Raw genomic sequence first — 26,308 nt, 5'->3', positions numbered from 1 at the left:
AGGTCAGCTAGGGCAGCGGGATGCTTTCCTGACGGCTGCGGATGGCGTTGTTGATGCGTTCCACCATATCCGGGGAGACTGCCCGGGAAAACATGATGTGGCGCGTGTTGCCTGCGGGAATGTCCGGCAGTTCCGTAAGCGTGAATGCTTCCGGTGTTTCCCCGGCGGCAAGGGCAAGCCCGGGCACCTCTTCCGGCGGCAGGAGGACAAAGTCGAAGCGTCCGGCTGCCAGCATGCGCATGAGGACTGCCTGTTCGCCCGTTATCTGCATGACCCTGTTTTCGTGCCGGGTCATGATGCCGTCAATGTACTCTCCCTCAGAATGCCCGCACAGAAGCCCGGCCGTAAACAGGCCGCTCTCCATGATTTCCCGGAGTGTTCCGTACCGCGCAAAGTGGTGCGCCTTTTCCCGCAGCGAGACAAGTCCCACAGGTTTGTTCCGGTAGATGGGCAGGGAGAATATGGCAAAGCTTTCCCGCTGGAGCGTTTTGAACCATCCTGTTGATGCGAAGTCCTGCCTGCCATCTTCAAGATAGCTGAGGATGCGTTTGGAGGGGAGGGGTTTGTACGTGTAGCTGACGCCCGAATCGTCCAGAATCTGCGTGGTGATATCCATGAGCAGCCCGCCCGGGGTGCCGTTGCCGTGCGTGAAATAGTAGGGCGGGTATTCAATATAGCCCACCGTCAGCTGCTCCGCGCGGGAGGCGGCAGGGAGCAGCAGAAGCAGAGCAAGGACGAAGACCGCGTTACGGAACGGTGGAGACATATGCCTCTCTGAAAGGCCGGGTTGCAATGTTTCCCGATTGCCCGCTTTCCGGGTTACCAACTTTCCCGATTGCCAAGTTTCCCGATTCCCGGATCAAAGGTGAACCACGACAGGCCGAATCCTGTTATGCATGCGTTGAGCTGCCTGAGAAAAGGCCTTTGCCGCAGTCCGTCGTACCACGTTTTGCGGGGGTTTTTACCAGCCCAGCGTGTCGTTGCTGTCGGCACCGTTACCGGCAAGGTCTTGCGCCGGGGCTCCGTCTTCCGTACGGGGGGCGGCATTGTTGTTATTCAGGGCTGCCGCCGCTGCTTCGTCGAACCGTACCATCACCATGCCCGCGAACTTTTCGCCGCGATAAACCTCCACCCGGTAGTGGGTTTCTGCGTTATCCACGGAATAGCCGGGCAGGAAGTCCGCCTTGCGGATGGGAATATCCACCTCGTTGGTCAGCCTGGGGTGGGTGTAGCCGATGACGTTTACCCGGTAGCCTTCCTGCGCTGCCACCTCAAAGACATTGCCCACCGGCACGATGCTGCCCACCGTGGCGTTATGGGGTTTGCCGTCCACAAGGATGGTCAGGGCGTTCAGGCTGTCGTCAAAGTCGAAATACTGGGGAACAAGCTGGGTCAGGTGGGTATTGCCATAATACACCCGGTAGGCGTTGCCGTTGTTCACCATGGTGAGCAGCGGCTTGGAAGACGAAAATTCGCGCTCTGCGTTGCGGTTCAGCGGGACAAAGCGCAGCACGCTGCGGATATCCTGCATATCCAGCGAGAGCTTGCCGTTATGGAAGGCCAGATGCAGGTTGCGGTTCATGGCGGCTTCCAGCCCTTCGGGCGTGAGCACGAAATCGCGCTCATACTCTATGCCAGCCTGCCGCATGAACGATTCCAGAACGCGGATGTGGTAGTAGGCGCGGGTGGCAGTTTTGAATTCCTTGCTGGCTTCCACCCCGAAGGCGGGTTTGCCGTTGGTGATGGCGAAGTAGGTGAGGGTTTTTTCCATCTCCGCATCGCCTTCATTGGTGCGGGTGTTCTTCAGATGGTAGGCGTGGCCGGGGATGAGCAGGGCGTTGTTGGCGTCTGAAACTGCGGCAAGGGCCATCTCTTCCAGATTGCCGAACGGCTGCGCGCCGATGGCCGTCTGGTCGATGATGACACACTGCCCCCAGCGTTTGGGATTGCGGGTTTCGCTCTCCCAGGCGGGCCGGTAGAAGCCGCTGCCATCGTGCAGGTTGAGCACAAAGTCCACCTGCGGGTCCAGAATGATTTCTTTGATACGCTGGATGGTTGTGTAGTCCGGGTCATCCTTGTGCAGGGCGGCGAACTTGCGGTTCATGTCGCCGAATCCTCCGCGGGAACGGGCGATGATGCTGGGAAAATTCAGGTTGGGCACCACCCACACGCTGCCTTTGCGTATGGTGTAGTTGCTGGCCAGCATGCCTGCGGCGTTGAATCCGCCCGGTTCGTCGCCCTGTATGCCGCCCACCACCAGCAGTGTGGGGCCGGATTCCGTGCCGTTGAGTTTGACGAGATGGAAATCCAGAGGATTGCGGGCCTGTGCAGGGAAAGCCATGCACAGGACGAGGAGAAGCGCGAGGAGTAGTTTCATGCCTGATTCACTTTGACGTGCCAAGGCTCGAACCGTACGCCGAGCCGGTTTTCGCGCGGATAGCGCAGTGTGAGATAGCCCATATCTTCCAGCCGCCGGAACACCTCGGTTTCCGTGAAGCGTGAGGTAAAGTTCGCTTCCCCGTAACCGCGCTGACCCACATCGAAATCGCCCACGCCGTGGAACGAGTATCCGGGCGGCGCAAGGGAACGCGAGGCCAGAGAAAGATTGCCGTTACTCTGCGCGGCCTTGTTCAGAAACAGGTGAAACTGCTTCATCACCCCGCGCACGCCGGAGGTGAGTACCACTGCATCTCCCAGCGCCTTGTGAATGGTCAGCCATGTACGGTGCGGGTGCCCCGCGAAAAGGAAGTTGCCGCTGTAGGGCACCTTGACGGCATCCGGCTGCGGCAGCGTATCCGTGAGGTGCGGAAGGGTTTTGATGCCGTAGAATCCGTAAACGGCGGCATCGGCGTAATACTGGCATTCCAGAAACTCTAGTTCGGCAGGCGTGAACGCCCCGATGGAGGGATAGTTGCGCGCGTATTGCAGGGCGTCGTCAAACCCCAGCAGACAGAAATTTGCGTGCCCCACCACGGCAATGAGCCGTTCCATGCGGGCAAGGGAAGAAAGCAGCAGGGCGTGGTCTTCTGCGTTCAGCACGATGTCGCCCTCGGATGGCGAATCAAAGTGGCGCATTTTGGTGTAGTAGTCGCGGATGTTCAGTTCGTAGGGGCCGGGCTGCGGGGCAGGAAAGAGAGAAATGTCCCGGTCCGCGCGGGCAGCACGGGGCGCCAGGGCTGCCAGCCCCGAAAGCGCGGAAACCGCCGGCAGGCAGACGGCGGCGCGGGACAGGTTGCGCAGGAAGGTGCGGCGTTTCACTCTCATTTCCTCTTAGGGTACGTCCGATTCGTTGCGGCATACGCCATTGCTTGGTTGCAGGGAGTATATGACAGAATGCCCGCAAACTCAAAGACCTAAGTAGGCATTGCGCCGCGCGCCTTGCCACTTTGCCGCTTTTTCTTTAGCCTGTACCCCTTGTTGGCACCCGTTTTCTCCAACCGCAGGATACCATGAGCACAGCATCCCTTACCATTGCCCACCGCCCGCAGACCTTTGCCGATGTGGCGGGGCAGGACACCATAAAGGCCATTCTTTCCCGCGCCGCGCAGGAAGACCGCATTGCCCCCGCCTATCTCTTCAGCGGCACGCGGGGTGTGGGCAAGACCACCATTGCCCGCATTTTTGCCAAGGCGCTGAACTGCGCCACAGCTCCCGCCGCAGAACCGTGCAACGTCTGTGAGCACTGCCGCAAGATCACGCAGGGCATGCACGTGGACGTGGTGGAGATAGACGGCGCCTCCAACCGGGGCATAGACGACGCCCGCAGGCTGCGCGAATCCATAGGCTATGCCGCCATGGAGGGGCGCTACAGGGTGTTCATCATCGACGAGGCGCACATGCTGACCCGGGACGCCTTTAACGCGCTGCTCAAAACGCTGGAGGAGCCGCCGCGCGGGGTCACCTTTATTATGGCGACCACGGAACCGCACAAGTTTCCCGTGACCATCATCAGCCGCTGCCAGCATTATATTTTCAAGCGGCTGGGCGAGCAGGAAATTGAGGCGCATCTGGTAAAGATTCTGGGGCTGGAGGCCCGCCCCTATGAACCGCAGGCGGTGAAGCTTATTGCGCGGCGTGCGGCGGGGTCTGTGCGCGATTCCATGTCGTTGCTGGGGCAGGTGCTCGCGCTCGGGCACGAGCGGCTGGAGGAGCAGGCCGTGCGCTCCATTCTGGGGCTGGCGGGGCAGGAACTGTTTTTTAAGGTCATGGAGGCGCTTAAGGCGCAGGATGTGCTGGCCGTTTCCTCGGTTATCCGCAGCATTTTGGATCAGGGCGTGGACATAGGGTTTTTTCTGCGGGAGCTTGCGGCCACATGGCGCAATCTTTTCATGCTCAAGCAGGCGGGCGAAGCTGCACTGCCCCTGCTGGACCTGCCGCAGGACGAGGCCGCGCAGTGGCTGGCGTGGACGCCGGAATTTGAACTGGCTCATGTGCATGCCTGCTGGCAACTGACGCTGGAAGGGCAGCGCAGGGTGCTGACCAGTCTTGAACCTGCCATGGCGCTGGAACTGCTGCTGCTTAATCTGGCCTTTTTGCCCAAGCTGCTGAACATGGAGCAGCTTTCGCGGGGGGCTGCCGCCGCTCCCGCCTCTCAAGCCCCCCAAGGCTCGCAAGGTTCCCACGGTCCCCAAGCTGCGCACGGCGGGCAGGGTGCACAGGGGGGAGTACAGGGAGGCAGGCCCGTACAGGGGACAGGTGGTCCCGGAGGCCCACGCAACCCTTTTGACGCCGCAGCCGGTGCCGTGAACAGGTCGGGTGGTTTACCCGACGCGCCGACTGCCCCAGGCCGTACCCCGGACAGCACCCCTGACGCTGCACCCCGTGCAGGGCAAGGGAGCCGGGAAGAACCGCCGCATCGCCGCGCGCGGGCCGCACTCCAGGCCGAACAAATTGGACAGACCCGACAAACAGGGCAGGCCGAACGAACCGGACAAATGGGACAGGCCGGACAGGCTGGACAGGCTGAAGAAGCACGGCAGCCGGAGCAGGCACGGAAAGCCCCCGGCATAACGGAGCCTGCATTCCCTGCTGCGCCGGAGCATGGCGCAGATGCCTTTTCCGCTCCGCAGGGAGGAGACGCCTCCATGCAGGACGGACCGCCGGCAGACTACGATATGGGGCCGCCGCCCGATCTGCCGCCGGAACTGGGCGGCGCGGTTGCGGAGATTGGCCCGCAACCCGACCCTGAACGAAGTGCGGACACGCATGCGGGGCATGATGCGGAGCCTTCTGTAATGCCGGACCCGGCGTGGGCGGCTGCGCCCGGACAGGTATCGGCTCCCGGACAGGCGTCCGCTCCCGGAACGTGGGAAGGGTTTCTGGCCTTTTGCCGCGAGCGGAACGGCGAGGGCGGTTCCGTGGCGCATGCCCTGCGGCTGGCCGATGGCGAGGTGCGGGAAGGCGTGCTGAACATAACAGCCATGTCCGCCACGCAGTATGAGAAACTGGGTGACGCTACCGTGCAGTCTGCGCTGTCTGGGCGGGTGCGGGAGTATTTCGGGGAAGGAACAAGGGTTGCCGTGCGTGAGCCGCTGAACAGGGTGCGCCCCCCGGCCGAGATGCGCGAGGAGGTGGAAAGCCACCCCACGGCCGTGCTCCTGCGCGAGGAACTGGGGGCAACGCTGGCGTTCTTCCGCCACAAGGACGACCCTTCCACACGGTAAGAGCAGGAAACGCCACGGCTCCGCCCGTATCCTGCAAAGGGCAGACGCAGAGGCGCGGTGAACAAATAATGCCGCCCGCACCGGATTTTCCGGCGCGGGCGGTTGTTTTTTGCGGGAGCGGACTGGCGGTCTGGCGGTCTGGAGGGCTGCCGATCAGTTCATCTGGCTGTCAGCCGGTATCTCTGCCCTTCAGCCTGTCATTCGGGCCTATCGTCAGGCTATTCGTCAGGCCGTTTCCGGCCTTCGGTCAAGCTGTCTGGCAGGCCGCTGTCAGGCAGCATGACAATCGGCATGGCAATCAGGCTGCCTGTCATCCATGCAGTCCGGCAGCGGAAAGTCTGCTAGCGGGCAATCATGGCCCGCAGCATGTCGGAGCAGTTTTCCGCATTGTGGGACATGGCGTTCAGGCATTCCACAAAGTGCAGAAGCTGGTAGATGTCCTTGAATTCCATCTCGGAATTGTAGATGGCGGAAATGAGCGCCTGCTTGCTGCGGAACACGGATTTATGATTGTGGCGGATGGCGCGGTAGGTGTTCTTCACTCCTTCGCGGTCCATCTTGCCGCCGCCGTTGACCATGCCTATGGTCGCCTCCAGCGCGGGGCCGAGCAGTTCCAGCGTTTGGCCCACGCTGTCCATGTAGTCCAGAAACTGTTTGTGGAATTCTTCAGGAACCAGCACGCGGCGCATGGCAAGCCAGTTCAGGGCCTCCTGTCCGGCGTCCAGAATGTTGTCCTGGCTGCGCGTGTAGTTCAGGAACAGGGTCTTGTCCACGGCCATGAACAGGCCGCGCGGCAGGTGGTTGCGGATGTTGCGTTTAATCTTGTCCGCCTTGTCCTCCACCTCGTTCACCTCTTCCTGCAGGGAAGAGAACTCGCGGCAGGTGCCGCCAGTTATGTAGCATTCCATGGATTCGCGGATAAGGGCCATGCCCTTGCCTATCTGGGCGTAATGCTCAACCAGCCCGTCCATGGGATTGCGTTCGGAAAGCAGCCCGAAAAAAGGTACGAAAAATTTCATTGCGTGTTCCTCCGAAAAAATATGACTCGCGGTCAGGGGTTACAGTACTGCCCAACGGAGCAACTGGAAAATGACGATACAGGTGAAGCCCGCAATGGGCACAGTGAGCACCCAGTACAGCACGATCTTGAACAGGACGCGGAAATCCACCGCACCAAAGCCTCTGGCCAGACCCACGCCCACAATGGAGCCGACCGCAGCGTGGGTGGTGGAAACAGGCATGCCCAGATTGGACGCCATGAGCACGGTTGTTGCCGCGCCAAAGTCCACGGCAAAGCCGCGGGTATTGGTCAGCTGCGTGATGCGTTTCCCCACGGTGTCCATAACGCGGTATCCCAGCGTTGCAATGCCCAGTGCAATGCCCAGCCCGCCCAGAACCAGCAGCCATGTGGGTACCTCTGCCGTGAAGGCCATGTTCTGGTCACGCGCGATGAGGTAGATGGCTGCCACAGGGCCGATGGCATTTGCCACATCGTTGGCGCCCTGTGAGATGGCAACATAGCAGCTGGTGCCCACCTGCATGGACCGGAAAAGCCCTTCCACCGCCTCCGGCTGTTCTGCCACATCCGGTATGATCCGCCTGACCAGTGCGCGGGTAATCACCCATGCCACAGCCAGCAGCGCGGGGGCCACATACAGCATGGAGCCCCACGTGAGGCCCAGATTCTTGCCCATGGGCGTTTTGAAGACGAAGGAAAGAAAAACGAGCACGACGGTCATGCTTATCCAGAACGGCCCCCATTTGCGTGCCGCCATAAGCATGTCGCCTTTCTCGAAGAGGATATACCGCCGTATCTGCCAGAACACCACGTAGGATATGGCGGCTCCGAACAGGGGGGAAATGATCCACGAAAGCACGACCACGCCCAGACCGCTCCATTGCACCACATCCGGTCCTCCGGCAACAAAGCCGAAACCGATGATGGAGCCGACGATGGAGTGCGTGGATGAGACGGGCAGGGCGGTGAGGGTGGCTATGAGCATCCACAGGCTTGCGGAGAGCAGGGCGGCGAACATGCCCACCATGAGCACCCTGTGGTCAGTGATCATATCCGGGTTGATGATGCCGCGCGAAATGGTCTTTGTGACGTGTGAACCCAGAAAAACCGCACCGACAAAGTTCAGAACGCCTGCAATCAGGACGGCTTGTTTGACCGTTATCGCCTTGGCACCCACGGCAGAGGCCATGGAGTTGGCCACATCGTTGGCGCCGAGATTGAAGGCCATCATGAACCCGGCCAGCACGGCCAGAACAAGAAAGACGGTATAGATATCCATGAGGCTCCCGATGATTTCCAGAGTTGGTTATCGGCACTGTAGCCGGGTTGCGTATCCCTTGTTGCGGGTGTACCTAAGAGGAAAAGGTCTGAATGTCAAAGAAACGCAACCTGTCTACCGTGCAATTGTAACAATTCCGTGACGCAAACGCCACAAAGTTACGGTGTAGTGTCTGCCTATGAAAAACTACTCCTTCCGCAAACGGCTGTTCTTCGGCACCCTGATGCTGCTCATGGTGGCGCTTGTGCCGCCTTTTTACTTTTATGACAGCACCTTGCGTGAAGATATCATGCTGGATGCCAAGGACAGGGCCATAAAAGTACTGGATACCGTGGACCATGTGCTGCGTGAGTACGGCGGCGACACGGACATGGCCGGAACAGACGCGCGCCTCACGCGGCTTGGCGAGAGCATGGGGGTTCGCATCTCCTATATTGCGGACGGCGTGGTGCTGGCCGATTCCAGCGTGCCCTTTGAAGAGGTGCCCGCGCTGGAGTCTCACGGTGCGCGCCCGGAAGTGCGCAAGGCCATGCAGGGAACCACGGGAGTGGAGGTGCGTTATTCCACCACCGTGAACAAGGAACTTATCTATGCCGCCCGTCCGATGCGGGGAGTACCCGGTTTGCCGGAAGGGGTGCTGCGCATCGCTGTTCCTGTTTCCATTGTCAAGGAGCGGCTGAGCCGGCTGGAATCGGGTATGGTGTGGGTGCTTTCGCTTACGGTGCTTGCCAGCGCGCTGATAGGCTTTTTGTCCACCCGGCCGTTGCTGCGGTCCATAGACGCCCTTGCGCGCACGGCGCAGAGCATAGGACAGGGGCACTACAGCCGCCGCATTCGCGAGTATCCCGGCAAGGAGTTCAAGCCGCTGGCGGACGCCATAAACGGCATGGCCCATAATATTGAGCAGCATCTGTCCATGCTCGTGGACCAGAAAGGGCGTCTGGAAGCCGTGTTCAACGGCATGAACGAGGGAGTGATGGTGCTGGATTGCGGCGGGCGTATCCATTCCTGCAACAAGGCGCTTGCCGCCATATTCCCCGGCATAGAGAACAAGGTGGGTATTACGCCTATTGAAGCGACCATGAAGCCGGAGCTGCAGAAAATGGTTTCGCATTTGCTGGAGCATTCCGACAATGACGCAACCATGCGCACGCAGATGGAATTTTCCGGCGGGCGGTTTTTTGAGGTCACGCTGGTTCCCTTTACGGACCCTGCGGGAGCCCGGCGCATGGTGGTGGTATTTTATGACATAAGCGAACGCGAGCGGCTGGAGAAGGTGCGGCGTGACTTTGTGGCCAACGTTTCCCACGAGCTGAAGACGCCGCTGACGAGCATAAAGGGCTTTGCAGAAACGCTCATTGAAACGCCGCCCGGAAGGCCGGAACAGACCGCCATGTTCCTGAAGACCATTCTGAAGAACGCCAACCACATGACCAAGATGGTCAACTCGCTGCTGGTGCTGGCCCGTTGCCAGCATAAGGGAGAGGAGACGGACCTTGCCCCCGTGGACGCCCACGAACTGGTGCGCCAGTCGCTGCGCGATGTAATGCACGCCGCCAATGCCAAGGGGATTACCCTGGCCAATACTCTGCCGGAGGGGGATATCTCCGTGCTGGGCGACCGGGACGGGCTGATGGAAGTCTTCCGCAACCTGCTGGACAACGCCGTGAAGTACAGCCCCAAGGGGACCACTGTGAGCGTTTCCATGCGTCCGGCGCAGGACAGGGTGGCCTTTTGCGTGCGGGATGAGGGGCCCGGTATTCCGGAGAAGGCCAAGGACAGGATATTTGAACGCTTCTACCGCATAGAGCAGGGGGGCGAACCCGCCGCCAAGGACGGTAGCGCAGGGCTTGGCCTTGCCATATGCCGCCGCATAGTCAAGTCACACGGCGGGGATATATGGGTGGAATCGCCTCTGGACCCGACCACGGGCACGGGTGCCGCCTTCTTTGTCACGTTGCAGGCGGTGGACAAGCCGGACAAGTCGGACAAGAGCGGCAACGACACGGTGGAACAAGAGGCCAACGGGAACGCCGGAAGCGATGCGAGCACAGACCCTGCCGCGTGACGCAGGCACGGCGCGCCCCCGGAAGCCGCAGGAATTGAGAAATACACAGGCATCCCGGAAACCGCAGTCTCTCCGTAACGAGCAGAATCCGCTGAAAGAGCCAGCCGACTGAAAATGCCGGCCTGCTGAAAGTACCGGACAAAGCAACGCCCCCGCGAGGAAGATTCCTGCGGGGGCGTTTTCATTCGTGCAAAGGGGAGGCTACTTTTTGGCCCGCTTGGTGTGGCTGGAGCGGAAGCGCACCCGCACGGGAGCGTGTTCTATTTTGAACGTCTTGCGCAGCGAGCGTTCCATGTAGCGGATGTAGGCGTCTTTCATGCGGTCCGCATCGTTGACAAAGAAGACGAAGGTGGGCGGGTTCGTCTCTGCCTGCGTCATGTAGAAGAATTTGGGGCGCACCCTGTTCACCACGGGGGGCTGCTGCTTGGTGACTATGGCTTCCAGCACGCGGTTCAGCTGCCCGGTGGGGACGCGCACATGGCATTCCGACCATATCTGCTCTGCGAGCGGGATGATGCGCTTAAGGTTGGCGCGGGTGTGTGCGGAAACATACAGAATGGGCACGTGGGCGCAGTAGCTCAGGGCTTCTTTGTAAACCTTTTTAACCGCCGCCAGTTCGTTGGGTTTTACAAGGTCGGTCTTGTTCACCAGCACCATGAAGGGGGTTTTGCGTTCGTCCAGCAGGTCTATGAGCCGTTTATCCTGCTGGGTAAGCCCTTCCTGCCCGTCCAGCACAAGAATGGTCACATGGGCCTTGGTGCTGGACTTGATGGAGGAGTTCACGCTGTAGCGTTCCACCGTGTCGGTGATTTTGGCGCGGCGGCGCACCCCCGCCGTATCCACGAAGGTGTACCGCTTGTCGTCCAGCACGTAGGTAACGTCCACCGAGTCGCGGGTGGTGCCTGCCATGTCGGAAACGATCATGCGGTTCATGCCCGTAATGGCGTTGACCAGCGAGGATTTGCCCGCGTTGGGACGGCCGAGCATGGCCAGCTTGAGTCCAGCTTCCTGCTCCAGCTGCTGCCACTGGTCCTCGGGGGGCAGCAGGTCGCGCAGCTCTTCTTCAAACGCGCGCATGTTGTAGCCGTGCTCACCGGACAAGGCGAGCATGGGCAGGCCCAGTTCGTGAAACTCCGGGGTGAGCTGGTCTTCAAGTTCGCCGCCGTCTACCTTGTTCACGGCAAGCAGCACGGGCAGGCCGCTGCGGCGGACATATTCGGCAAGGCGGCGGTCAAAGGGCAGCAGCCCGTCGCGTCCATCCACCACAAGGCACAGGGCCACGCATTCGGCCATGGCTTCCTGCGTCTGGCGCAGGATTTCGGATTCAAAGCCACGCAGTTCGCTGGGGCCTTCCGCCGCCTTGTAGCTTTCATCCAGATGGATGCCGCCGGTGTCGATGACGGTCCATGTGCGTCCGTCGCGCTTTACCGTGCCCTCCATGCGGTCCCGCGTGACGCCGGGGCGGTCGTGGGTGATGGCGCGGTTGCTGCGGATGAGCCTGTTGAACAGGGTGGATTTGCCTACGTTGGGTCGTCCGATGAGTGCTATTTTGGGATACATGGCCTTGTTCCGAAAAAAAAGGGGGAGGAGGTGCCGGCATGCCGGGAAGAGGGCGCTGCCCGATCAGACGCTTTCAGCAGGCAGGGTACGATGCCCCGCCGCTTCTCGCAAGAGGGGAGATGTGCTTACTCCATGCAGCGCAGGAAGGCAAGGGAAATTACACAGGCCTGCATGCAGCCGGTGCGGGTGGGTGCACGGGGGGCGTTGCCTTGTTCCACGGGAACGCGCTACAAGGGCTGTGGGCTTGCCGCAAAAGGCCCGGACACCACCTGCAGGAGTACTGCCATGAAGAATCTGCTCTCTACCAAGGAAGTTGCCAAGTATCTCGGCGTGAACGAGAAGATGGTCTACGCGCTCATCTCGGAAAAGGGGCTTCCGGCGACCAAGGCAACGGGCAAGTGGCTTTTTCCCTCGCATCTCGTGGAGCAGTGGATAGAGTCGCGGACCATGAACTACCCGCGCAGGGCGGATTCGCCCATGCTGAGCGGGCAGGGTGTGCAGAGCGAGGTGCTGGTGGTGGCGGGGAGCAACGATCTGCTGCTGGACCGGGTGCTTGCCCGGTATATGGAAACATATTCTGATCATCTTGCGGCGTTTGCCAATCTGGGCAGCCTTGGCGGACTGAAGGCGGTGCGCAGGGGGCAGTGCCACATCGCCACCAGCCATTTGCGGGAAAACGGCAACGGCGACTACAATTTTGCCCATGCCGCGCAGGAGCTGAACGAAAAGCCTGCCATGATCAATTTCTGCTGCCGGGAACAGGGATACGTGGTGGCGGCGGGCAACCCGCACGGCATTGCGGGGGCAGCGGATATAGTGCGCAAGCGGCTCACCGTGGTGAACCGGCCCGTGGGCACGGGCACGCGGCTGCTCTTTGATGCGCAGCTTGCCGCCGTGGGCGCGGAGCCGCGCACCGTGCCCGGATACGGAGCCGAAGCGGCACGGCATCTGGACGTGGGGCTTGAGGTGCTGGCGGGCAGGGCGGATGCGGGTATGGCCATTCGCGCGGTGGCGACCCGTCTGGGGCTTGGCTTTGTGCCTGTGCAGTGGGAGCGGTATGACCTGATCATTCCCAAGGACCGGTTTTTCGACAAGCCCGTACAGCAGTTTCTGGCGTTGCTGGGCACGGAGGAGTTTCAGGCCGATGCCGCAGCCCTGACCGGATATGATATTTCCCGCACGGGACGGGTGGTCTACCCCGGCGAGATGAAGGCCGCTTCAGCCGGAGAGCGGGAAGAGAAGTAGCTTAGGCTTCAGCAGGACAGCCAGAGGCAGGCGTTTTGCAGCCGTCTGAGCACGCTCATGGATACGGACCCGATGAGCAGGCGGCGGAGGAAGCTGTTGCCGTAGCCTGCGCGCCCCATGGCGATGACCGCGAACTTGCCCCTGTCGCAGGTGGCGAGAATGGCGTCGGCGGGGGTGTTGTCCGTGACCACGCGCATGCGGATGGCATCGGATGGTACGCCTTCTGACTCCAGCACATCCCGGCATTGGTTGAACATGGTTTCCGGCGGAACAGGGTTGTTGTGCCTGTCGCGCAGTACGCGCAGCATGGTGATGGAATGGTTGCCCTGCGAGCCGACGGTGCGTCCCACATGGCGCGCTATGTTCATGCAGTGCTGCGAACCGTCCAGACACAGCAGGATGTTGCGGCGTCTGTGCAGGGCAGCGGGTGCCACCCACAGCGGCACGCCGCAGGTGGCGTCGATGATCTCGCCAGTAATGTCCGGAATGCCGTCCAGCGTCGATTCCAGCCACGAACGTCCGCGCTTGCCGAGCACCAGCGCGTGGTGGTTGTTCTGTGCGGATTCCCGTATCAGGTCCAGTGCCTTGCCGTGTTCCTGCGGACGGCTGAGCAAGGTGACGTGCTCTTCCGGCACGCCCGCCCCGCAAAGGGTTGCGCGGGCATACTCCAGACTTTCCATGCCCTGCCTTTCGTGCTGGCGGTAAAGGGCTTCATCCATGCGTCCGCCTTCCAGCAGAACGCCGTATGGGCCCTGCACCACAGCCTGTTCCGGGGGAAGAAGGTGAATGAGCCGGAAGCGGATGCTGTCGAAATCGTGAAAGAAGGAAGCCGCGAACTGCACCCCGAACTGGTGGTGCGGGTTCGCGCCAATGGCGATGAGAATCTCCGGCAGGGGGCGCGGAGACGGGACAGTGCGGCATGTTTCCGTACGCATGGCTCATCCTTGTTTAACGGAAGAATCCGCTGTCTTGTATCGCAAGAGGCGTGCCAAGGTGGCGGTATGCGGTATTCCATGTATTACAGACAGATGAGAGTTTTTGTGCGGGATGGGCGTAAGCGCTTACTGTCAGCCGTGCTGACACCTTGCCGCGATGAAAGTCGTAAGCGAACAGCGTGTGCCGTGGCTTGCCGTCGAATGCCGCCTGTACCCGCCGGGCGTAAAAGTATCTGACACCCTGCGGGCAGGTTCATGCTGTCTGTTCGCCCCATGCGCGGGCGCTGCGCTGTGCTTTTTGAGCACGGTATCCCGCGTGTGGGTGTGCCGGAACGATTTCGGGTAGCGGAAACGGGCGGGTGACAGCACGATATCGGCTGCCCAATCTTCCATTCCGGGGCAAATGTGCGTACTATACCTGCAAGGCGGTGCTGACCCTGTGTTGCCCGCTTGTCCCTGTTTTTGCAGCCGCCATCGGTATCATCCGTCACCACCCGTAAGGAGCCGTCATGCCCCTGACTTCCGAAGCCGCCTTTCTTGCCTGCATTGATCGCCATTTTCCCAATACGCACCGGCATATGCTGCTGGGACGCGGAGACGACGGAGCCGTGCTTGCCTGCCCCGGCAGGCTGTGCGTGAGCAGCGACCTGTTTCTGGAGGATGTGCACTTCCGGCGCAGCTATTTTCTGCCGGAGGAAATAGGCTACAAGGCTCTGGCGGTGAATCTGAGCGACATGGCGGCGAGCGGGGCGGTGCCGCTGGGATTTAATCTGGGGCTTATGGTGCCCGCCGCTTCCGCCGGGGCGGGGCAGGCCGGGGAGGCCGGGGATACATGCTCCGATGCCTACTGGAATGCCTTTTTTTCCGGCATGGCAGAGCTTGCGGCGGTGCATGACGTGGCATTGACGGGGGGAGACCTGAGCCGTTCGCCCATGATGGGGGCAGCCGTGACCATATGGGGAGCGCAGGCATCGCTGGGGGATGGGGCTGCGCCGTTTTTGCAGCGCGGGGGAGCGGCACAGGGGGATGTGCTGTTTCTTGTGGGCGACTTTGGCCTTGCGCGCATAGGGCTGCTGGCGCTGGAGAGCATGGGCCGTGATGCGGTGCTTTTGTATCCTGCGGCAACGTCGGCGCATCTGCGCCCGGTGCCGAGGGTGCCGGAGGGCCAAGCGTTGGCCCGGTTCAGCGCAGGGGGCCGCGTATCGATTCAGGACGGCCCGGAAGGAGACACCGCCATAATTGCCCATACTGGTGAGACGGGCGGTACTGGTGAAACGGGCGGGACTGCCAGAGCTGGCGGACACGTGGGAACGGGCGCAGGCTGTATAAGCCTTATGGACCTTTCAGACGGACTGGCCCGCGATATTCCCCGCCTGCTGGGAACAGACCGTGGCAGCGGGCTGTGCGCAGAGCTTGTCATAGACAGGAAATGGCTGCACCCGGAGGTGGAAGCCTATTGCCTTGCCAACGATCTGGACCCGCTGGAACAGGCTGTGCTGGGCGGCGAAGACTATGCCCTGCTGGGCACCTGCTCTGCCGCGCGGGCCAAGGAATTACAGGCCCTGCTGCCGCAGGTGCGGATACTCGGCACGGTTGCGGCGGGAGATGTGCACACCCTGAACGGGCTGCCGTGGCAGCCCTGCGGGTTTGACCATTTTACCGACTGACGTGATGCCGCGCACCAGCGGCGTAACGGTGTGCTATTCTTCAGACGAGGCTTCGCCGCCTTCCGCATTGTCGTCATCACCCAGCGAACGGGTGTAGCGGCAGCTCTTTTCCGGGCAGGCAATATGCTTGCCGCGCGCCTTGGTGGTTTTCACCGTCAAAATGCCGGATTCGCACTGGGGGCAGGGTTCGGCCACGGGCCAGTCCCATATGGCGTAGTCGCACTTGGGATACTGGTTGCAGGAGTAGAATATCTTGCCGCGCTTGGAGCTTTTTTCCACCAGCATGCCCGTGGCGCAACGCGGACAGGCCACGCCCGTGGAAAACGGTTCCGTGTGCTTGCAGTCCGGGTAGCCGGTGCAGGCGATGAAGCGGCTGCCGGTGCGCGCCTTCTTGACGATGAGGTCTTTGCCGCAATCCGGGCAGGTGCCGACCTTTTCCGGTTCTTCCTGCGGGCGTTCGGTGATGCGGATGTTACCGTCTTCATCCCTGCTGAAATTGGTGGTGCTTTTGCAGTCCGGATAGCCGGAACAGGCAAGAAAGGTGCCCGCCTTGCCGAACTTGATGATCATGGGCTTGCCGCATTCCGGGCAGAGCACGTCGGTGGCTAGGCCCTGCTTTACGGCTTCCATCTCATCTGCGGCCTTGGCCAGCGTGGGGTCGAAGTCGCGGGTAAAGTCTTTGAGCAGGTCCACCCAGTTCTGTTCGCCTTCCGCCACCTTGTCCAGCGCGTCTTCCATCTGTGCGGTGAACCCCACGTCCATGAGCGTGGTGAAGTGGCGGCTCAGTTTTTCGCAGACCACGCGCCCAAGGTCCGTGGGGACGAAGTGCTTTTCTTCCAGCGTGGCATAGTCGCGGTCCAGCAGAGTGGAGATGATGGAGGCGTAGGTGGAAGGACGGCCAATGCCCCGTTCTTCCATTTCCCGCACCAGAGAGGCTTCGCTGTAGCGGGGCGGGGGCTGGGTGAACTTCTGCTCCTTGTCCAGCGTGGTAAGCTGCACGGTCTGGCCTTCTTCCAGCTTGGGCAGCTCCTCGTTTTCCGTTCCCTTCTGCGGAGAAACCGCCAGAAAGCCGGGGAAGAGCATGCGCTCGCCTTTGGCGCGCCACTGGGTGCTGGCGGCGGCGATGGTGACCGTGGTGTCGTGGAATTCCGCAGCCGCCATCTGCGAGGCCATAAAACGCTGCCAGATGAGTTTGTACAGGCTGTGCTGCTCACGCGGGAGCAGGTTCTGCACCATTTCCGGGGTAAGGTTCACGTCTACCGGGCGCACGGCTTCGTGCGCGTCCTGCGCGGCGGATTTGGTTTTAAAGACGCGCGGTTTGGGCGGTACGTATTCCTTGCCGTACATATCTGCGATAAGGGCAAGGGCTGCCTGCTGCGCCTCATCGGCTATGCGTACGGAGTCGGTACGCATGTAGGTGATGAGCGCCACGGTGCCCTGTTCGCCCAGTTCCACGCCTTCATACAGGCGCTGGGCAATGGACATGGTGCGTTTGGCGGAGTAGCCCAGCCGCTGGCTGGCCATCTGCTGCAGTGTGGAGGTGATAAACGGCGGCTGCGGCTGGCGCAGGCGTTTTTTCTCTTCCACCTTGTCCACAATGAAAGGAGCACCCGCAATGGCGGTTTCTATGGCTGCTGCGGCATCCGCGTTGCCCACCACGGGCTTTTTGCCGTCCACCTTGTGCAGTTCCGCCTTAAAGGGCGGCGGCACGGCGGCTTGCAGGTGTGCGCGCAGCACCCAGTATTCTTCCGGCACAAAGGCGTGGCGTTCCGCCTCGCGGTCCACGATAAGCCTCAAGGCCACGGACTGCACGCGTCCGGCGGATATGCCGCGCTTTACCTTTTTCCACAGCAGGGGAGAGAGCTTATAGCCCACCAGCCTGTCCAGAACCCGGCGCGCCTGCTGGGCGTCGAAAAGGTTTTCGTTGAGCGGGCGGGGGTTCTGCAAGGCTTCACGCACCGCGCGGGCGGTGATCTCGTTGAACTGAATGCGGCTGATATTCTGGTTTTCCTTGCGGATAAGCTCGGCCACATGCCATGCTATGGCCTCACCCTCTCGGTCGGGGTCGGGTGCCAGATACACGTTGTCCGCGCCTGCTGCGGCCTCGCGCAGGGCGGTAACAACCTTCTGCTTGCCCTGAATGACCTGATACTTGGGCGCAAAGTCCTTTGCCTCGTCCACGCCAAGGTCTTTGGTCGGCAGGTCGCGCACATGGCCCACGCTGGCGTGTACCATGTAGTTGCGGCCGAGAAATTTCTTAATGGTTTTCACCTTGGCCGGGGATTCGACGATGATAAGATCTTTGCCCATGCGGATTCCTGTTTCCCGATTGCTTTTCGGGCCGGAGGTGTTCAATATATGAAGTGTCAGCGGGAGGACGGCGCGTCCTCTCGTATCGGTTACGTTCCCTTTCAGGTAGGGGAAAATACGACAAATGCCAACCGCGTCAAGTAACCATTTCGGAGACCGGCCCCGCGCCAAGGCGGAAGGCGGGTGTATCCCCGGAGGGATGCTTTAATGAAAAGATCATACATGCTCTGCCTTTGCATGGCGTGCCTGATGCTTATTGCCGGATGTGCCAAGGCCCCCTATACGGGCCGCAACCAGCTTATCATCATTTCTCAGGAACAGGAGCTTGCGCTGGGGCATCAGGCTGCCCGCGACGTCCTGCAAAAAGAAAAACGCGATACCACCAGCCCCAAGGCGCAGGCTGTGGAGCGCGTGGGCAGACGCATTGCCGCTGTTTCCGGGCGCAGTGATTTTCAATGGGAGTTTCACACCATCATCAACGATGAAACCCCCAATGCCTTCTGCCTGCCGGGGGGCAAGGTGTTTGTTTACACCGGCCTGTTCGAGTACGCTAAAAACGATGACCAACTCGCCGCCGTCATAGGGCACGAGGTGGGCCACGCCATTGCGCGGCACGGCGCGGAGCGTGTTTCCACCGCCATGGCGGCGCAGACGGGGGCTGCCGTGGGCATGATTGCCATTTCCGGCAGCGACATGTCGCCCGCTTCGCAGCAGCTGACCATGGCTGCCATGGGGCTGGGTGTGAACGTGGGGGTTATTCTGCCCTTCTCGCGGGGGCAGGAGTACGAGGCTGACCGCATAGGTTTAATCCTTATGGCCAAGGCAGGGTACGACCCGCGCGCCGCGCTGGACTTCTGGCAGGCTTTTGCGCAGCAGCCGGGTAAAAAGCCGCCGGAGTTCCTTTCCACCCACCCGGCTTCGGAGAACCGCATTCAGAGCATACGCGGGCTTATTCCTGAGGCCATGCAGTACTACAAGCCGCAGCAGTAGAGGCGTAGTGACGCATGCGTGCGGTGAGGCATCCGGCACTGCTGTATGGTTGTGCCTGCCGGTGAATTGGTCCCATTCGTTCCGCATGACTCTCATGCTGTCATAAGACGGCCCACAGACGGTTTACAGACGGCCCGCCACAAGCGGGTCGTCTTTTTTTGCGCCCTGTTCCGGCAGGCACATGCAGTGCGTATGGCAGCAAACACGGAAACAAGAGTTGTATGGCCTGCAAAAAAAAAGGGGAGCGTGTTGCAAAATTGCACGCACCCACTGTTTGTATGCACAACAACACTGTTGCTCTTCTGCCACGCGACTGAGGCTCTGCCTGCATCCCCGACCACGCCGGTCTGTTTTTACAAATATGAACAATAGAATCCTTGGTGTGTTACAATTGCGTAACGGGGCATTCCATGCCATAGGTGGCTTGTGAGACAGCGTATGCGGGCAAACTTATTTCGTCAGGGGGTGTTGGATGCGTTTCAAAATTTTGTACAAGCTGCTTCTTATGGCTGTGGCAATCGTTGTTGTAACGGCACTGTCCATGTTCGGAACGGCAAACTACTTCATGCGGCAGGGGTTCTCCGAGGAATCGGAAAAAAACATTACCACCATGCAAAAGGTTGTTGATCGGCATATTGCAAACGTTTCTGCAAAGTATCTTGAGGAGATCCGGTTTGTTGCCAGAGATCAGGATTTGGCCTCAGCCATGCTGGCGGGCGATTCTGCCAGACTTGCCGCGCTTGCGCGGTCGCTGATGCAGGATACGCATGCCGACTTTCTTACCTTGACGGACGCGCAGGGCAAGGTGCTCGCCCGCGGGCATTCGGACAAGACGGGCGATTCCGTCATGGACCAGCAGACGGTGCAGAGCGCGCTGCGCGGGCAGGCAGGCGCGGGAATAGTGTCCGGAACGGTTGTGCCGTTTTCCATCCGTGCGGGGGCTCCTGTCATGGACGGCGGGCGGATTATCGGTTCGGTGGCCATTGGCTGTTCCCTTGTGCAGGAACGGTTTGTGGACGACATAAAGGCGTTTACCGGGCTGGAGGTGACCATATTCAAGGAATCCACCCGGGCCATGACCACCATTGTGAACGCGGGCAAGCGGGCTGTGGGAACAACCATGGACAACCCCAAGGTCATAGAGACCGTGCTGCGTGGCGGGCAGTCTTATCTTGCCCGCAACACCATTCTGGGCAGGGACTACCAGACCGCATACTGGCCCGTGCGGGACATGCAGGGTGCGAACATAGGCATGTGGTTCATCGGCATGCCCATTGAGAGCATTGAACAGGCGCAGGCCAAGGTTGCCAACTCGTCCCTGCTGGTCATGGCGGGGCTTATCCCGATCATGATTTTTGCTGCGTGGGTTATTGCCCGGTCGCTGGCTAATCCCGTGGCGCGCACCACGGAGTTTGCCTCTGCCGTTGCGGCGGGCGATCTGAACCGTGAGCTTGCCGTGAAGACCAACGACGAGGTGGGGGTGCTTGCCGATGCGTTGCGGCAGATGGTTGCCACGCTCAGGGAAAAAATAGGTCTTGCCAACGAACAGACGCGCCTTGCGGCGGAAGAGACCATAAAGGCGCAGGAGGCCACGGCGCAGGCGGAAGAAGCCCGCAGACAGGCGGAGCAGGCCAAGCGTGAGGGCATGCTGCAGGCGGCGGGACAGTTGCAGGGCATTGTGGAGATTATTTCCGCTGCTTCTGAGGAGCTTTCTGCTCAGATAGAACAATCTTCGCGCGGTGCGGAAACCCAGACCCAACGTACGGGCGAGACGGCCACCGCCATGGAGCAGATGAACGCCTCGGTGCTGGAAGTGGCCAGAAGCGCGGGCGGTGCGGCAGAAACGGCGGGAGATACCAAGTCGACCGCGGCTGCCGGGGCGTCCATTGTGGAGTCCATGATCAGCGGCATTCATTCCGTGCGGCAGCATTCCGAGGATCTGGAACGGGATATGAAGCTGCTGGGAACCAGCGCGGAGCGCATAGGCGCGATTATGGATGTTATCTCCGACATTGCGGACCAGACCAACCTGCTGGCTTTGAATGCGGCCATTGAAGCCGCCCGCGCGGGCGATGCCGGGCGCGGATTTGCGGTGGTGGCGGACGAGGTGCGCAAGCTGGCAGAAAAGACCGTGCAGGCGACGAAGGAAGTGGGCGCATCCATTGCCGACATCCAGAAGGGCACCCAGAACAGTATGGGGCAGGTTGCCGGCACGGTGAAGCAGATAGGTTCCGTTACCGGCAGGGCGCAGGAGGCGGGCAATTCTCTGGCGTCCATTGTGGCGCTGGTGGACAGTGTCTCCGCGCAGGTGCAGAGCATTGCCACCGCCTGTGAGCAGCAGTCTGCCGCCTCGGAAGAGATTAACAGCGCGGTGGACGAGGTGAACCGGATATCCGAAGAGACCAGCGACGCCATGCGGCAGTCCGCGCAGGCGGTTATGGAACTTGCCGCGCAGGCGCAGAAGCTGAAGGCCATTATCGACGACATGCAGCGCGAAAACAGCTAGTCGTTCGCCCCGATACAGCCCGATACCGTCTGATACAGCCTGATACAACCTGATACAGTCAGGTATGGTCCGATACAGCACGCAAGCGGCCTCTCCGGCATAACCGGAGAGGCCGTATTGTTTGTCACAACGAAGCCGCCGTTCAGTTTAGGCAGTCGGGCACTTTACGTGGCATACCCCGCTGGGGGTGTTCACAGCGGTGGGGAAGTACTTGCGTTTGAAGTAGAGGGCCACGTTCACCAGCGCGATGAGCACGGGCACTTCTACCAGCGGGCCGATAACGGCGGCAAAGGCCACGCCGGAGTTTATACCGAACACGGCAATGGCAACGGCAATGGCCAGTTCAAAGTTGTTGGACGCGGCGGTGAAACTGAGCGTGGTGGTCTGTTCGTACGTGGCGTTCGCCTTGTAGGAGAGGTAAAAGGACACGAGGAACATGACCAGAAAGTACACGGTAAGCGGAATGGCGATGAGAATAACGTCCATGGGCAGTTCCACCACCTTGTCACCCTTCAGGGAAAACATGACAAGGATGGTGAAGAGCAGGAAGACCAGCGTGAGCGGGCTGATTTTGGGCACAAAGACCGTTTCGTACCATTCCTTGCCCTTGGTCCGGATGCCGATATAGCGCGAAGCCATGCCCGCGAGGAACGGAATGCCCAGATAGATGAACACGCTCTCCGCTATCTGGCCTATGGAAATATCCACCACCGCGCCTTCCAGCCCGAACCAGCCCGGCAGAACGGTTATGAACACATAGGCGTAGACGGAGAAGAAGAGCACCTGAAACACGGAGTTAAAGGCCACCAGTCCGGCGCAGTATTCTGTATCGCCCTTGGCAAGGTCGTTCCAGACAATGACCATGGCGATGCAGCGTGCAAGCCCTATGAGGATGAGGCCCACCATGTACTCATGATATCCCGCCAGAAAGGTCACTGCCAGACCGAACATGAGAATGGGGCCGATGACCCAGTTCTGCACCAGCGAGAGCATGAGCACTTTTGTGTTGCGGAAGACCTGCCCCAGTTCTTCGTAGCGCACCTTGGCAAGGGGCGGGTACATCATGAGGATGAGCCCTATGGCGATGGGAATGTTGGTGGTGCCCACCTGAAAGCTGTTTATCACGTCCTGCACGCCGGGGTAGAAGTATCCGCATGCCACGCCGATGAACATGGCAAGGAATATCCACAGGGTGAGGTATCTATCCAGAAACGAAAGTTTTTTCATCAATGATTCTGCCATGGGTGCATCCTCTGTTGTTTGGGATTACGGTGAAAGGTTTATACAATGCCGCACGGGCGGCGTATTTGTGTTGGTGTTCATTCTGAGCCTGCAGTATGGCGCGCGCGGTCGCTGCTCCCGTCAGCCGCAGCGGGAGGCCAGTTTGGCCGTGAGATGCCGCCGCAGGCGTGCATAGTCCCCGCGCGACTCCTGCATGGCGGGCAACGCCTCGCGCAGGGTGGCAAGCACCTTTGCCTGCACGGGATGCTCCGGTTCGGTAAGCGAGTAGTACACCCATTTTTTGCTCCGCCTGCCGCGCACCCAGCCGGATTTTTTCAGGTACGAAATATGGCGTGAGATGGTGGATTGCGGCATGTCCAGCGCAGCCATAAGGTCGCATATGCACAGCTCGCCGTGGCACAGCAGGCGGGTAATGCGCAGTCGCGTGGGGTCTGAAAGGGCCTTGAGGTGGTCCGCGAGTGTTTCCATGGCAGCATCATATCCGCCTATGCGGATGTGTCAATGGGAAAAGAGCGGAACGATGGAGAGGGGGTGCCGGTTTCCCTCATTCATTCGGATGCCCCTGTATGCGTCCGATTGTGCAGGGGTGAGCAGGATTGTGCAGGGGAGCGCAGGGTTCGGCCCGGTTTCGTCCGTATCTGGCGGGGCAGACCGAGCAGGCCCGAGCTGGTTTGGTCAGGCTCGGGCAAAGGCAGGCCGCTTCTCCGCATCGGGCGGAAAAACGGCCTGCCGTTGTCTTTCGTCTGCACGCTCTACCGGTGGAAGTAGATGTAGTTGCCGAGGTCGCAGTTCCAGTTGGTGTACACCACGTCCAGTTCCGGCGACCAGCGGTAGCGCACGGTCACGGCTGCTTTATCCGGCAGCGGTATGGCAAAGGAAATCCAGTTTCTGCCGGGAACGGTTATGTAGTCGCGTCCGGCAGCGTAGAGTATGCCGTTTACCCTTACCTCATCAATGGCGGCGATGACCTGCCGTTGCAGGTAGACCATGGACTGGCCCGTTTGGCCGGGGCTCCAGTTTTCGGCAGTGATGCGTATAAGCTGCGATTCCGAACGTTCCGCAGCCCTGTCCAGATCCGCCACCTGAATGGTTTCTATAATGGAGGAGGCATCGGACTGCCATACGGCCTCGTCTGTGGTGAACAGGCCGCCGTTGCCCTGAAAGAGCAGCAGCCTGCCCTTCAGGTCGTTGAATCCCGGCGTGTTCCAGCGATGGGTGAGCATGTCCAGGTTGCCGTCGTTGTCCACATCGGCAAGCCGCACGCCGCTGCCCCAGTCGCCGTAGCGGGACTGCCAGTTGGGTGCGCTGGTCCGGGGCTTGTACTGGATGACGAAGGGAGAAAGGAAACGGTAGAGCGAAAAGCCGCCTCTGCCCTGCCCCATGTAGCTGTTGGACGAGGTGGCAAGGGAGAAGGAGGGCTTGGCAAGGTCGGCGGGCTGTTGCAGCGAGGCCGCGTAGTCGAACCCGTTGCCGTAATAGTTGGCATCGGTGCTCACCCAGTCCGGTGAAGTGGAAAGGTTGGTGCCTTGCGCCGTGCGAGAGCCAAGATAGATACGCACCGGGGCGGACTGGAAGATAACGTCCATAAGTCCGTCATAGTTGGCATCGGCAAAGTCCACGGCCATGGCTACAAAGGCGTCGTCTGTCTTCCAGACCGCGTTCTCATAGAATTTTCCCCCCACATTGAGGTAGATGCGTCCGGGTGTTTCGTAGGGCGGTTCCTGCGTTCCGCCCGCCTGCAAATTCTCCGGCTCGGCGGATTGCGGGGCTGCTCCCGTGCGGCGGGAAGTCTGCGCTGCGTCGCCGGTGCCGCATTCCTGCGTAGCAAAGCTCTCCACTTCGGGGATGGGCTCACCGCCCGCCACGGCAAGGTCCAGCCTGCCGTCGCCGTTAATATCGCCCAGCGCGCATCCGTAAGCGGGAAAGCCCGTCACCTTGAATGAGGGCGTGCGCTCCAGATAGTTGGGCGGGCCGTAGTTGTAATAGACCTTCACCCCGCCGCCTTCGTAGGAAAGGTCCTGCCCCAGAAATACGGAGACCGCGATATCCAGCCAGCCGTTGCCGTCTATGTCGCCCACTGCCAGCGTACCGTGGTGGTCTGTATCCTGCGATACCCAGCCGGGATTGGGATTGATCTTGTTGCTGCCGTTATTGAAGTAGATAACCACGTGCTGGTTGGCCTTGTCGTTGCCTGCGGAAACCACAAGGTCCGGGTAGCCGTTGCCGTTCATGTCTGCCAGCGCAAGGCCGGTGCCCCATTCGCCCCCCGGTCCCAAGGCAAAAGGGTTGGTGGTGAAGTCCGGCACGGCGGGGTAGGGAACGGCCATGGCGGCGGTTCCGGTATCCGGTGTTGCTGTTCCGGCATGGCCTGTTTTAACGCCCCTGCACCCTGCCGCAAGCACCACGAGCAACACAACCAGCAGGCAGAGCGTTGCCTGTGTGTATGGGCGGTGGCGGCGGTTTGGTGTGTCCGAAGCGTTCTGCCGGCCCGAGCGATACAGGCCCGGGTGATACAGGCCTGAGTGATACCAGCCAACGTGCTGCTGGTCAGTCCGATGCCTCATGAAAGCCCCCTTTCCGGCGGCAGCCGGGTACTGGTGATGCCTGCCTGCGAGGTGCAAGGCATGGGTTTTGTAAGGTATAGGCCGTTCTATGCCTCATGGCAACAGAGAGAGCTGGGAGAGCTGGGAGAGCTGCGGGAGTTGCGGGGGCGCGGCGGGGAAAGGAGCAGGGCCGCAGAGGCCGCAAATCCGCCCTGCTGTGCAGGTTGATATTCCGCACAAAATGCCTGTATAGTGCCTCATCGACGGCAGCCGAGAGTGCCGGAATCTGGCCGGAACAGGAACAGCATGATTCAGAAGAGTACCTACGCGGAGCAGGTTGTCGCCTACCTCAAGGACAAGATCCTGAATGGTGATATGAAGCCGGGGCAGCGCATCAAGGAAAGCCTGGTGGCCGCCGAACTGGAGATTAGCCGTGCTCCGGTGCGGGAGGCCCTGTTGCAGCTTATGCGCGAGGGGATCGTGGTTTCCCGTCCGCAGGTGGGCAAGTCCGTGGTGTCTCTCACGGCCAAGCAGATTCTGGACAGCTATGTGCTGGGCGGGGTGCTGGAAGGCTTTGCCCTTGCGCAGACCACGCATCTGTTCACGGATGCGGACTACGCGCACCTTGCCGGGATAGTGGCCAAGATGGGAGAGATTGCCGCAGGTTCGCGTGATGTAAGCGAGATGACGCGGCTGGACCATGAGTTTCACAACTCCATGTTTGCGAAGGTGGACAGTGAGCTGCTGGTGGAGTTTTCTCTGCGTTCCAGCCGGGGGGTTACCCATTTTCTGCTCAGCCATCACCTTAAGGCTCTCTATCCTCCCGAGGCCATATACCAGCGGCACAAGGCATTGCTGGATGTGCTGAAGGCCGGGGACGGGCTTACCATAGAGCGCTACATGCGCGACCACTACCGCGAAACGGGAGAACTGATGGCCCGGTACGGGTCCGATGTTTTTACCGGAGAAGACGCGGACTAGGGCTTTTTAGCACAGCAGGAGGGCTGCCATGCACAAACCTAAGGGGCATTTCTCCGCCCCCCTGTCCGCCTCTCATGCGGCCCTGCGACTGAGTCCGCCGCCAGCCCTGCCGCGAACTCTGACGCAAGTCCCGCCGGTAGTCATGCTGGCAGCCCTGCTGCTGATACTGCTGACGGTTGCGCCCCTTACGGGCTGCGTTTCGTCCTTCAAGGGCGAGCAGGCCATTTCCATTCAAAAGCGCGGCCTTCTCCCGCAGCAGGAAGGCGCGCGGGACTGAACCTGCGCACTGAGTCGGCGTGCT

Annotated in this window: 19 protein-coding genes; 8 read left to right on the top strand and 11 right to left on the bottom strand. The window is 60.7% G+C overall.

The annotated features are described in order from the left end of the window. Nucleotides 1-7: 7 nt before the first annotated feature. From HUV26_RS05750 to HUV26_RS05740, 3 genes are all read right to left on the bottom strand, one after another. On the bottom strand, nucleotides 8-766 hold the full coding sequence (locus HUV26_RS05750) for a substrate-binding periplasmic protein (protein ID WP_174409160.1): 759 nt from the start codon (nucleotides 764-766) through the stop codon (nucleotides 8-10). 195 nt (nucleotides 767-961) lie between these two features. Further along, a complete protein-coding gene (locus HUV26_RS05745; RefSeq protein WP_174409159.1) occupies nucleotides 962-2,377 on the bottom strand; it encodes a M14 family metallopeptidase in 1,416 nt (471 codons plus the stop codon). Further along, nucleotides 2,374-3,258, bottom strand: coding sequence for a M15 family metallopeptidase (locus tag HUV26_RS05740; RefSeq protein WP_243451285.1), 885 nt, complete (start codon nucleotides 3,256-3,258; stop codon nucleotides 2,374-2,376). The genes HUV26_RS05745 and HUV26_RS05740 overlap by 4 nt, the downstream gene beginning before the upstream one ends. A 191-nt stretch (nucleotides 3,259-3,449) precedes the next feature. On the opposite strand from HUV26_RS05740, the gene dnaX reads away from it, so the two are divergent. Next, nucleotides 3,450-5,663, top strand: a complete 2,214-nt coding sequence (gene dnaX, locus HUV26_RS05735) for a DNA polymerase III subunit gamma/tau (protein WP_174409157.1) — start codon at nucleotides 3,450-3,452, stop codon at nucleotides 5,661-5,663. Nucleotides 5,664-6,004: 341 nt separating this feature from the next. Here dnaX and HUV26_RS05730 read toward each other — a convergent pair whose 3' ends face one another. Together HUV26_RS05730 and HUV26_RS05725 are read right to left on the bottom strand one after the other, a co-directional pair. Next, on the bottom strand, nucleotides 6,005-6,682 hold the full coding sequence (locus tag HUV26_RS05730; RefSeq protein WP_174409156.1) for a DUF47 domain-containing protein: 678 nt from the start codon (nucleotides 6,680-6,682) through the stop codon (nucleotides 6,005-6,007). A 39-nt stretch (nucleotides 6,683-6,721) separates the two neighbouring features. Then, the gene (locus HUV26_RS05725; protein WP_174409155.1) at nucleotides 6,722-7,960 is read right to left on the bottom strand and encodes an inorganic phosphate transporter; all 1,239 of its coding nucleotides are present in this window, start codon (nucleotides 7,958-7,960) and stop codon (nucleotides 6,722-6,724) included. A gap of 178 nt (nucleotides 7,961-8,138) precedes the next feature. On the opposite strand from HUV26_RS05725, the gene HUV26_RS05720 reads away from it, so the two are divergent. Further along, entirely contained in the window at nucleotides 8,139-10,028 is a 1,890-nt protein-coding gene (locus tag HUV26_RS05720; RefSeq protein WP_174409154.1) for an ATP-binding protein, read from the top strand. A gap of 201 nt (nucleotides 10,029-10,229) precedes the next feature. On the opposite strand, the gene der is transcribed toward HUV26_RS05720, so the two are convergent. Beyond that, complete coding sequence (gene der, locus HUV26_RS05715) at nucleotides 10,230-11,588, bottom strand: ribosome biogenesis GTPase Der (RefSeq protein WP_174409153.1); 1,359 nt, start codon at nucleotides 11,586-11,588, stop codon at nucleotides 10,230-10,232. Nucleotides 11,589-11,873: 285 nt separating this feature from the next. On the opposite strand from der, the gene HUV26_RS05710 reads away from it, so the two are divergent. Continuing rightward, nucleotides 11,874-12,833 (top strand): substrate-binding domain-containing protein, encoded by a 960-nt coding sequence (locus HUV26_RS05710; protein ID WP_174409152.1) that lies wholly within the window; start codon nucleotides 11,874-11,876, stop codon nucleotides 12,831-12,833. Between the two features lie 8 nt (nucleotides 12,834-12,841). Here HUV26_RS05710 and HUV26_RS05705 read toward each other — a convergent pair whose 3' ends face one another. Then, nucleotides 12,842-13,768: a universal stress protein gene (locus tag HUV26_RS05705; RefSeq protein ID WP_174409151.1), complete on the bottom strand. Its 927-nt coding sequence runs from the start codon at nucleotides 13,766-13,768 to the stop codon at nucleotides 12,842-12,844. A 509-nt stretch (nucleotides 13,769-14,277) separates the two neighbouring features. On the opposite strand from HUV26_RS05705, the gene HUV26_RS05700 reads away from it, so the two are divergent. Further along, nucleotides 14,278-15,435: a thiamine-phosphate kinase gene (locus HUV26_RS05700; protein WP_174409150.1), complete on the top strand. Its 1,158-nt coding sequence runs from the start codon at nucleotides 14,278-14,280 to the stop codon at nucleotides 15,433-15,435. A 33-nt stretch (nucleotides 15,436-15,468) separates the two neighbouring features. On the opposite strand, the gene topA is transcribed toward HUV26_RS05700, so the two are convergent. Next, on the bottom strand, nucleotides 15,469-17,745 hold the full coding sequence (gene topA / locus HUV26_RS05695; protein ID WP_174409149.1) for a type I DNA topoisomerase: 2,277 nt from the start codon (nucleotides 17,743-17,745) through the stop codon (nucleotides 15,469-15,471). Nucleotides 17,746-17,952: 207 nt separating this feature from the next. Here topA and HUV26_RS05690 point away from each other — a divergent pair, with 207 nt between their 5' ends. Both HUV26_RS05690 and HUV26_RS05685 read left to right on the top strand, forming a co-directional pair. Then, nucleotides 17,953-18,735 carry a M48 family metallopeptidase gene (locus HUV26_RS05690; RefSeq protein ID WP_174409148.1) on the top strand — a complete coding sequence of 261 codons (783 nt, stop codon included), beginning with the start codon at nucleotides 17,953-17,955 and terminating at the stop codon, nucleotides 18,733-18,735. Between the two features lie 472 nt (nucleotides 18,736-19,207). Further along, complete coding sequence (locus tag HUV26_RS05685) at nucleotides 19,208-21,241, top strand: methyl-accepting chemotaxis protein (protein WP_174409147.1); 2,034 nt, start codon at nucleotides 19,208-19,210, stop codon at nucleotides 21,239-21,241. A gap of 147 nt (nucleotides 21,242-21,388) precedes the next feature. On the opposite strand, the gene arsB is transcribed toward HUV26_RS05685, so the two are convergent. The 3 genes from arsB to HUV26_RS05670 form a co-directional block, all read right to left on the bottom strand. After that, complete coding sequence (gene arsB, locus HUV26_RS05680; RefSeq protein ID WP_274602453.1) at nucleotides 21,389-22,483, bottom strand: ACR3 family arsenite efflux transporter; 1,095 nt, start codon at nucleotides 22,481-22,483, stop codon at nucleotides 21,389-21,391. A 120-nt stretch (nucleotides 22,484-22,603) separates the two neighbouring features. Then, nucleotides 22,604-22,951 (bottom strand): ArsR/SmtB family transcription factor, encoded by a 348-nt coding sequence (locus HUV26_RS05675; protein ID WP_174409146.1) that lies wholly within the window; start codon nucleotides 22,949-22,951, stop codon nucleotides 22,604-22,606. A gap of 284 nt (nucleotides 22,952-23,235) precedes the next feature. After that, on the bottom strand, nucleotides 23,236-25,047 hold the full coding sequence (locus tag HUV26_RS05670) for an FG-GAP repeat domain-containing protein (protein WP_174409145.1): 1,812 nt from the start codon (nucleotides 25,045-25,047) through the stop codon (nucleotides 23,236-23,238). A 285-nt stretch (nucleotides 25,048-25,332) separates the two neighbouring features. On the opposite strand from HUV26_RS05670, the gene HUV26_RS05665 reads away from it, so the two are divergent. Further along, complete coding sequence (locus HUV26_RS05665; protein ID WP_174409144.1) at nucleotides 25,333-26,007, top strand: GntR family transcriptional regulator; 675 nt, start codon at nucleotides 25,333-25,335, stop codon at nucleotides 26,005-26,007. A gap of 28 nt (nucleotides 26,008-26,035) precedes the next feature. Next, a complete protein-coding gene (locus HUV26_RS05660; protein WP_174409143.1) occupies nucleotides 26,036-26,284 on the top strand; it encodes a hypothetical protein in 249 nt (82 codons plus the stop codon). Nucleotides 26,285-26,308 lie beyond the last annotated feature (24 nt).

The organism is Desulfovibrio psychrotolerans, assembly GCF_013340305.1.
In the GTDB taxonomy this organism is placed as follows: Bacteria; Desulfobacterota; Desulfovibrionia; order Desulfovibrionales; family Desulfovibrionaceae; genus Halodesulfovibrio; species Halodesulfovibrio psychrotolerans.
This window is presented reverse-complemented; position numbering and strand designations above follow the sequence as displayed.

Coding starts and splice junctions, on each gene's coding strand:
- HUV26_RS05670 (WP_174409145.1), bottom strand. CDS start 25,047: ATGAGGCATCGGACTGACCAGCAGCACGTTGGCTGGTATCACTCAGGC.
- HUV26_RS05725 (WP_174409155.1), bottom strand. CDS start 7,960: ATGGATATCTATACCGTCTTTCTTGTTCTGGCCGTGCTGGCCGGGTTC.
- HUV26_RS05710 (WP_174409152.1), top strand. CDS start 11,874: ATGAAGAATCTGCTCTCTACCAAGGAAGTTGCCAAGTATCTCGGCGTG.
- HUV26_RS05705 (WP_174409151.1), bottom strand. CDS start 13,768: ATGCGTACGGAAACATGCCGCACTGTCCCGTCTCCGCGCCCCCTGCCG.
- der (WP_174409153.1), bottom strand. CDS start 11,588: ATGTATCCCAAAATAGCACTCATCGGACGACCCAACGTAGGCAAATCC.
- HUV26_RS05660 (WP_174409143.1), top strand. CDS start 26,036: ATGCACAAACCTAAGGGGCATTTCTCCGCCCCCCTGTCCGCCTCTCAT.
- topA (WP_174409149.1), bottom strand. CDS start 17,745: ATGGGCAAAGATCTTATCATCGTCGAATCCCCGGCCAAGGTGAAAACC.
- HUV26_RS05690 (WP_174409148.1), top strand. CDS start 17,953: ATGAAAAGATCATACATGCTCTGCCTTTGCATGGCGTGCCTGATGCTT.
- HUV26_RS05675 (WP_174409146.1), bottom strand. CDS start 22,951: ATGGAAACACTCGCGGACCACCTCAAGGCCCTTTCAGACCCCACGCGA.
- arsB (WP_274602453.1), bottom strand. CDS start 22,483: ATGGCAGAATCATTGATGAAAAAACTTTCGTTTCTGGATAGATACCTC.
- HUV26_RS05700 (WP_174409150.1), top strand. CDS start 14,278: ATGCCCCTGACTTCCGAAGCCGCCTTTCTTGCCTGCATTGATCGCCAT.
- HUV26_RS05750 (WP_174409160.1), bottom strand. CDS start 766: ATGTCTCCACCGTTCCGTAACGCGGTCTTCGTCCTTGCTCTGCTTCTG.
- HUV26_RS05745 (WP_174409159.1), bottom strand. CDS start 2,377: ATGAAACTACTCCTCGCGCTTCTCCTCGTCCTGTGCATGGCTTTCCCT.
- HUV26_RS05665 (WP_174409144.1), top strand. CDS start 25,333: ATGATTCAGAAGAGTACCTACGCGGAGCAGGTTGTCGCCTACCTCAAG.
- dnaX (WP_174409157.1), top strand. CDS start 3,450: ATGAGCACAGCATCCCTTACCATTGCCCACCGCCCGCAGACCTTTGCC.
- HUV26_RS05720 (WP_174409154.1), top strand. CDS start 8,139: ATGAAAAACTACTCCTTCCGCAAACGGCTGTTCTTCGGCACCCTGATG.
- HUV26_RS05730 (WP_174409156.1), bottom strand. CDS start 6,682: ATGAAATTTTTCGTACCTTTTTTCGGGCTGCTTTCCGAACGCAATCCC.
- HUV26_RS05685 (WP_174409147.1), top strand. CDS start 19,208: ATGCGTTTCAAAATTTTGTACAAGCTGCTTCTTATGGCTGTGGCAATC.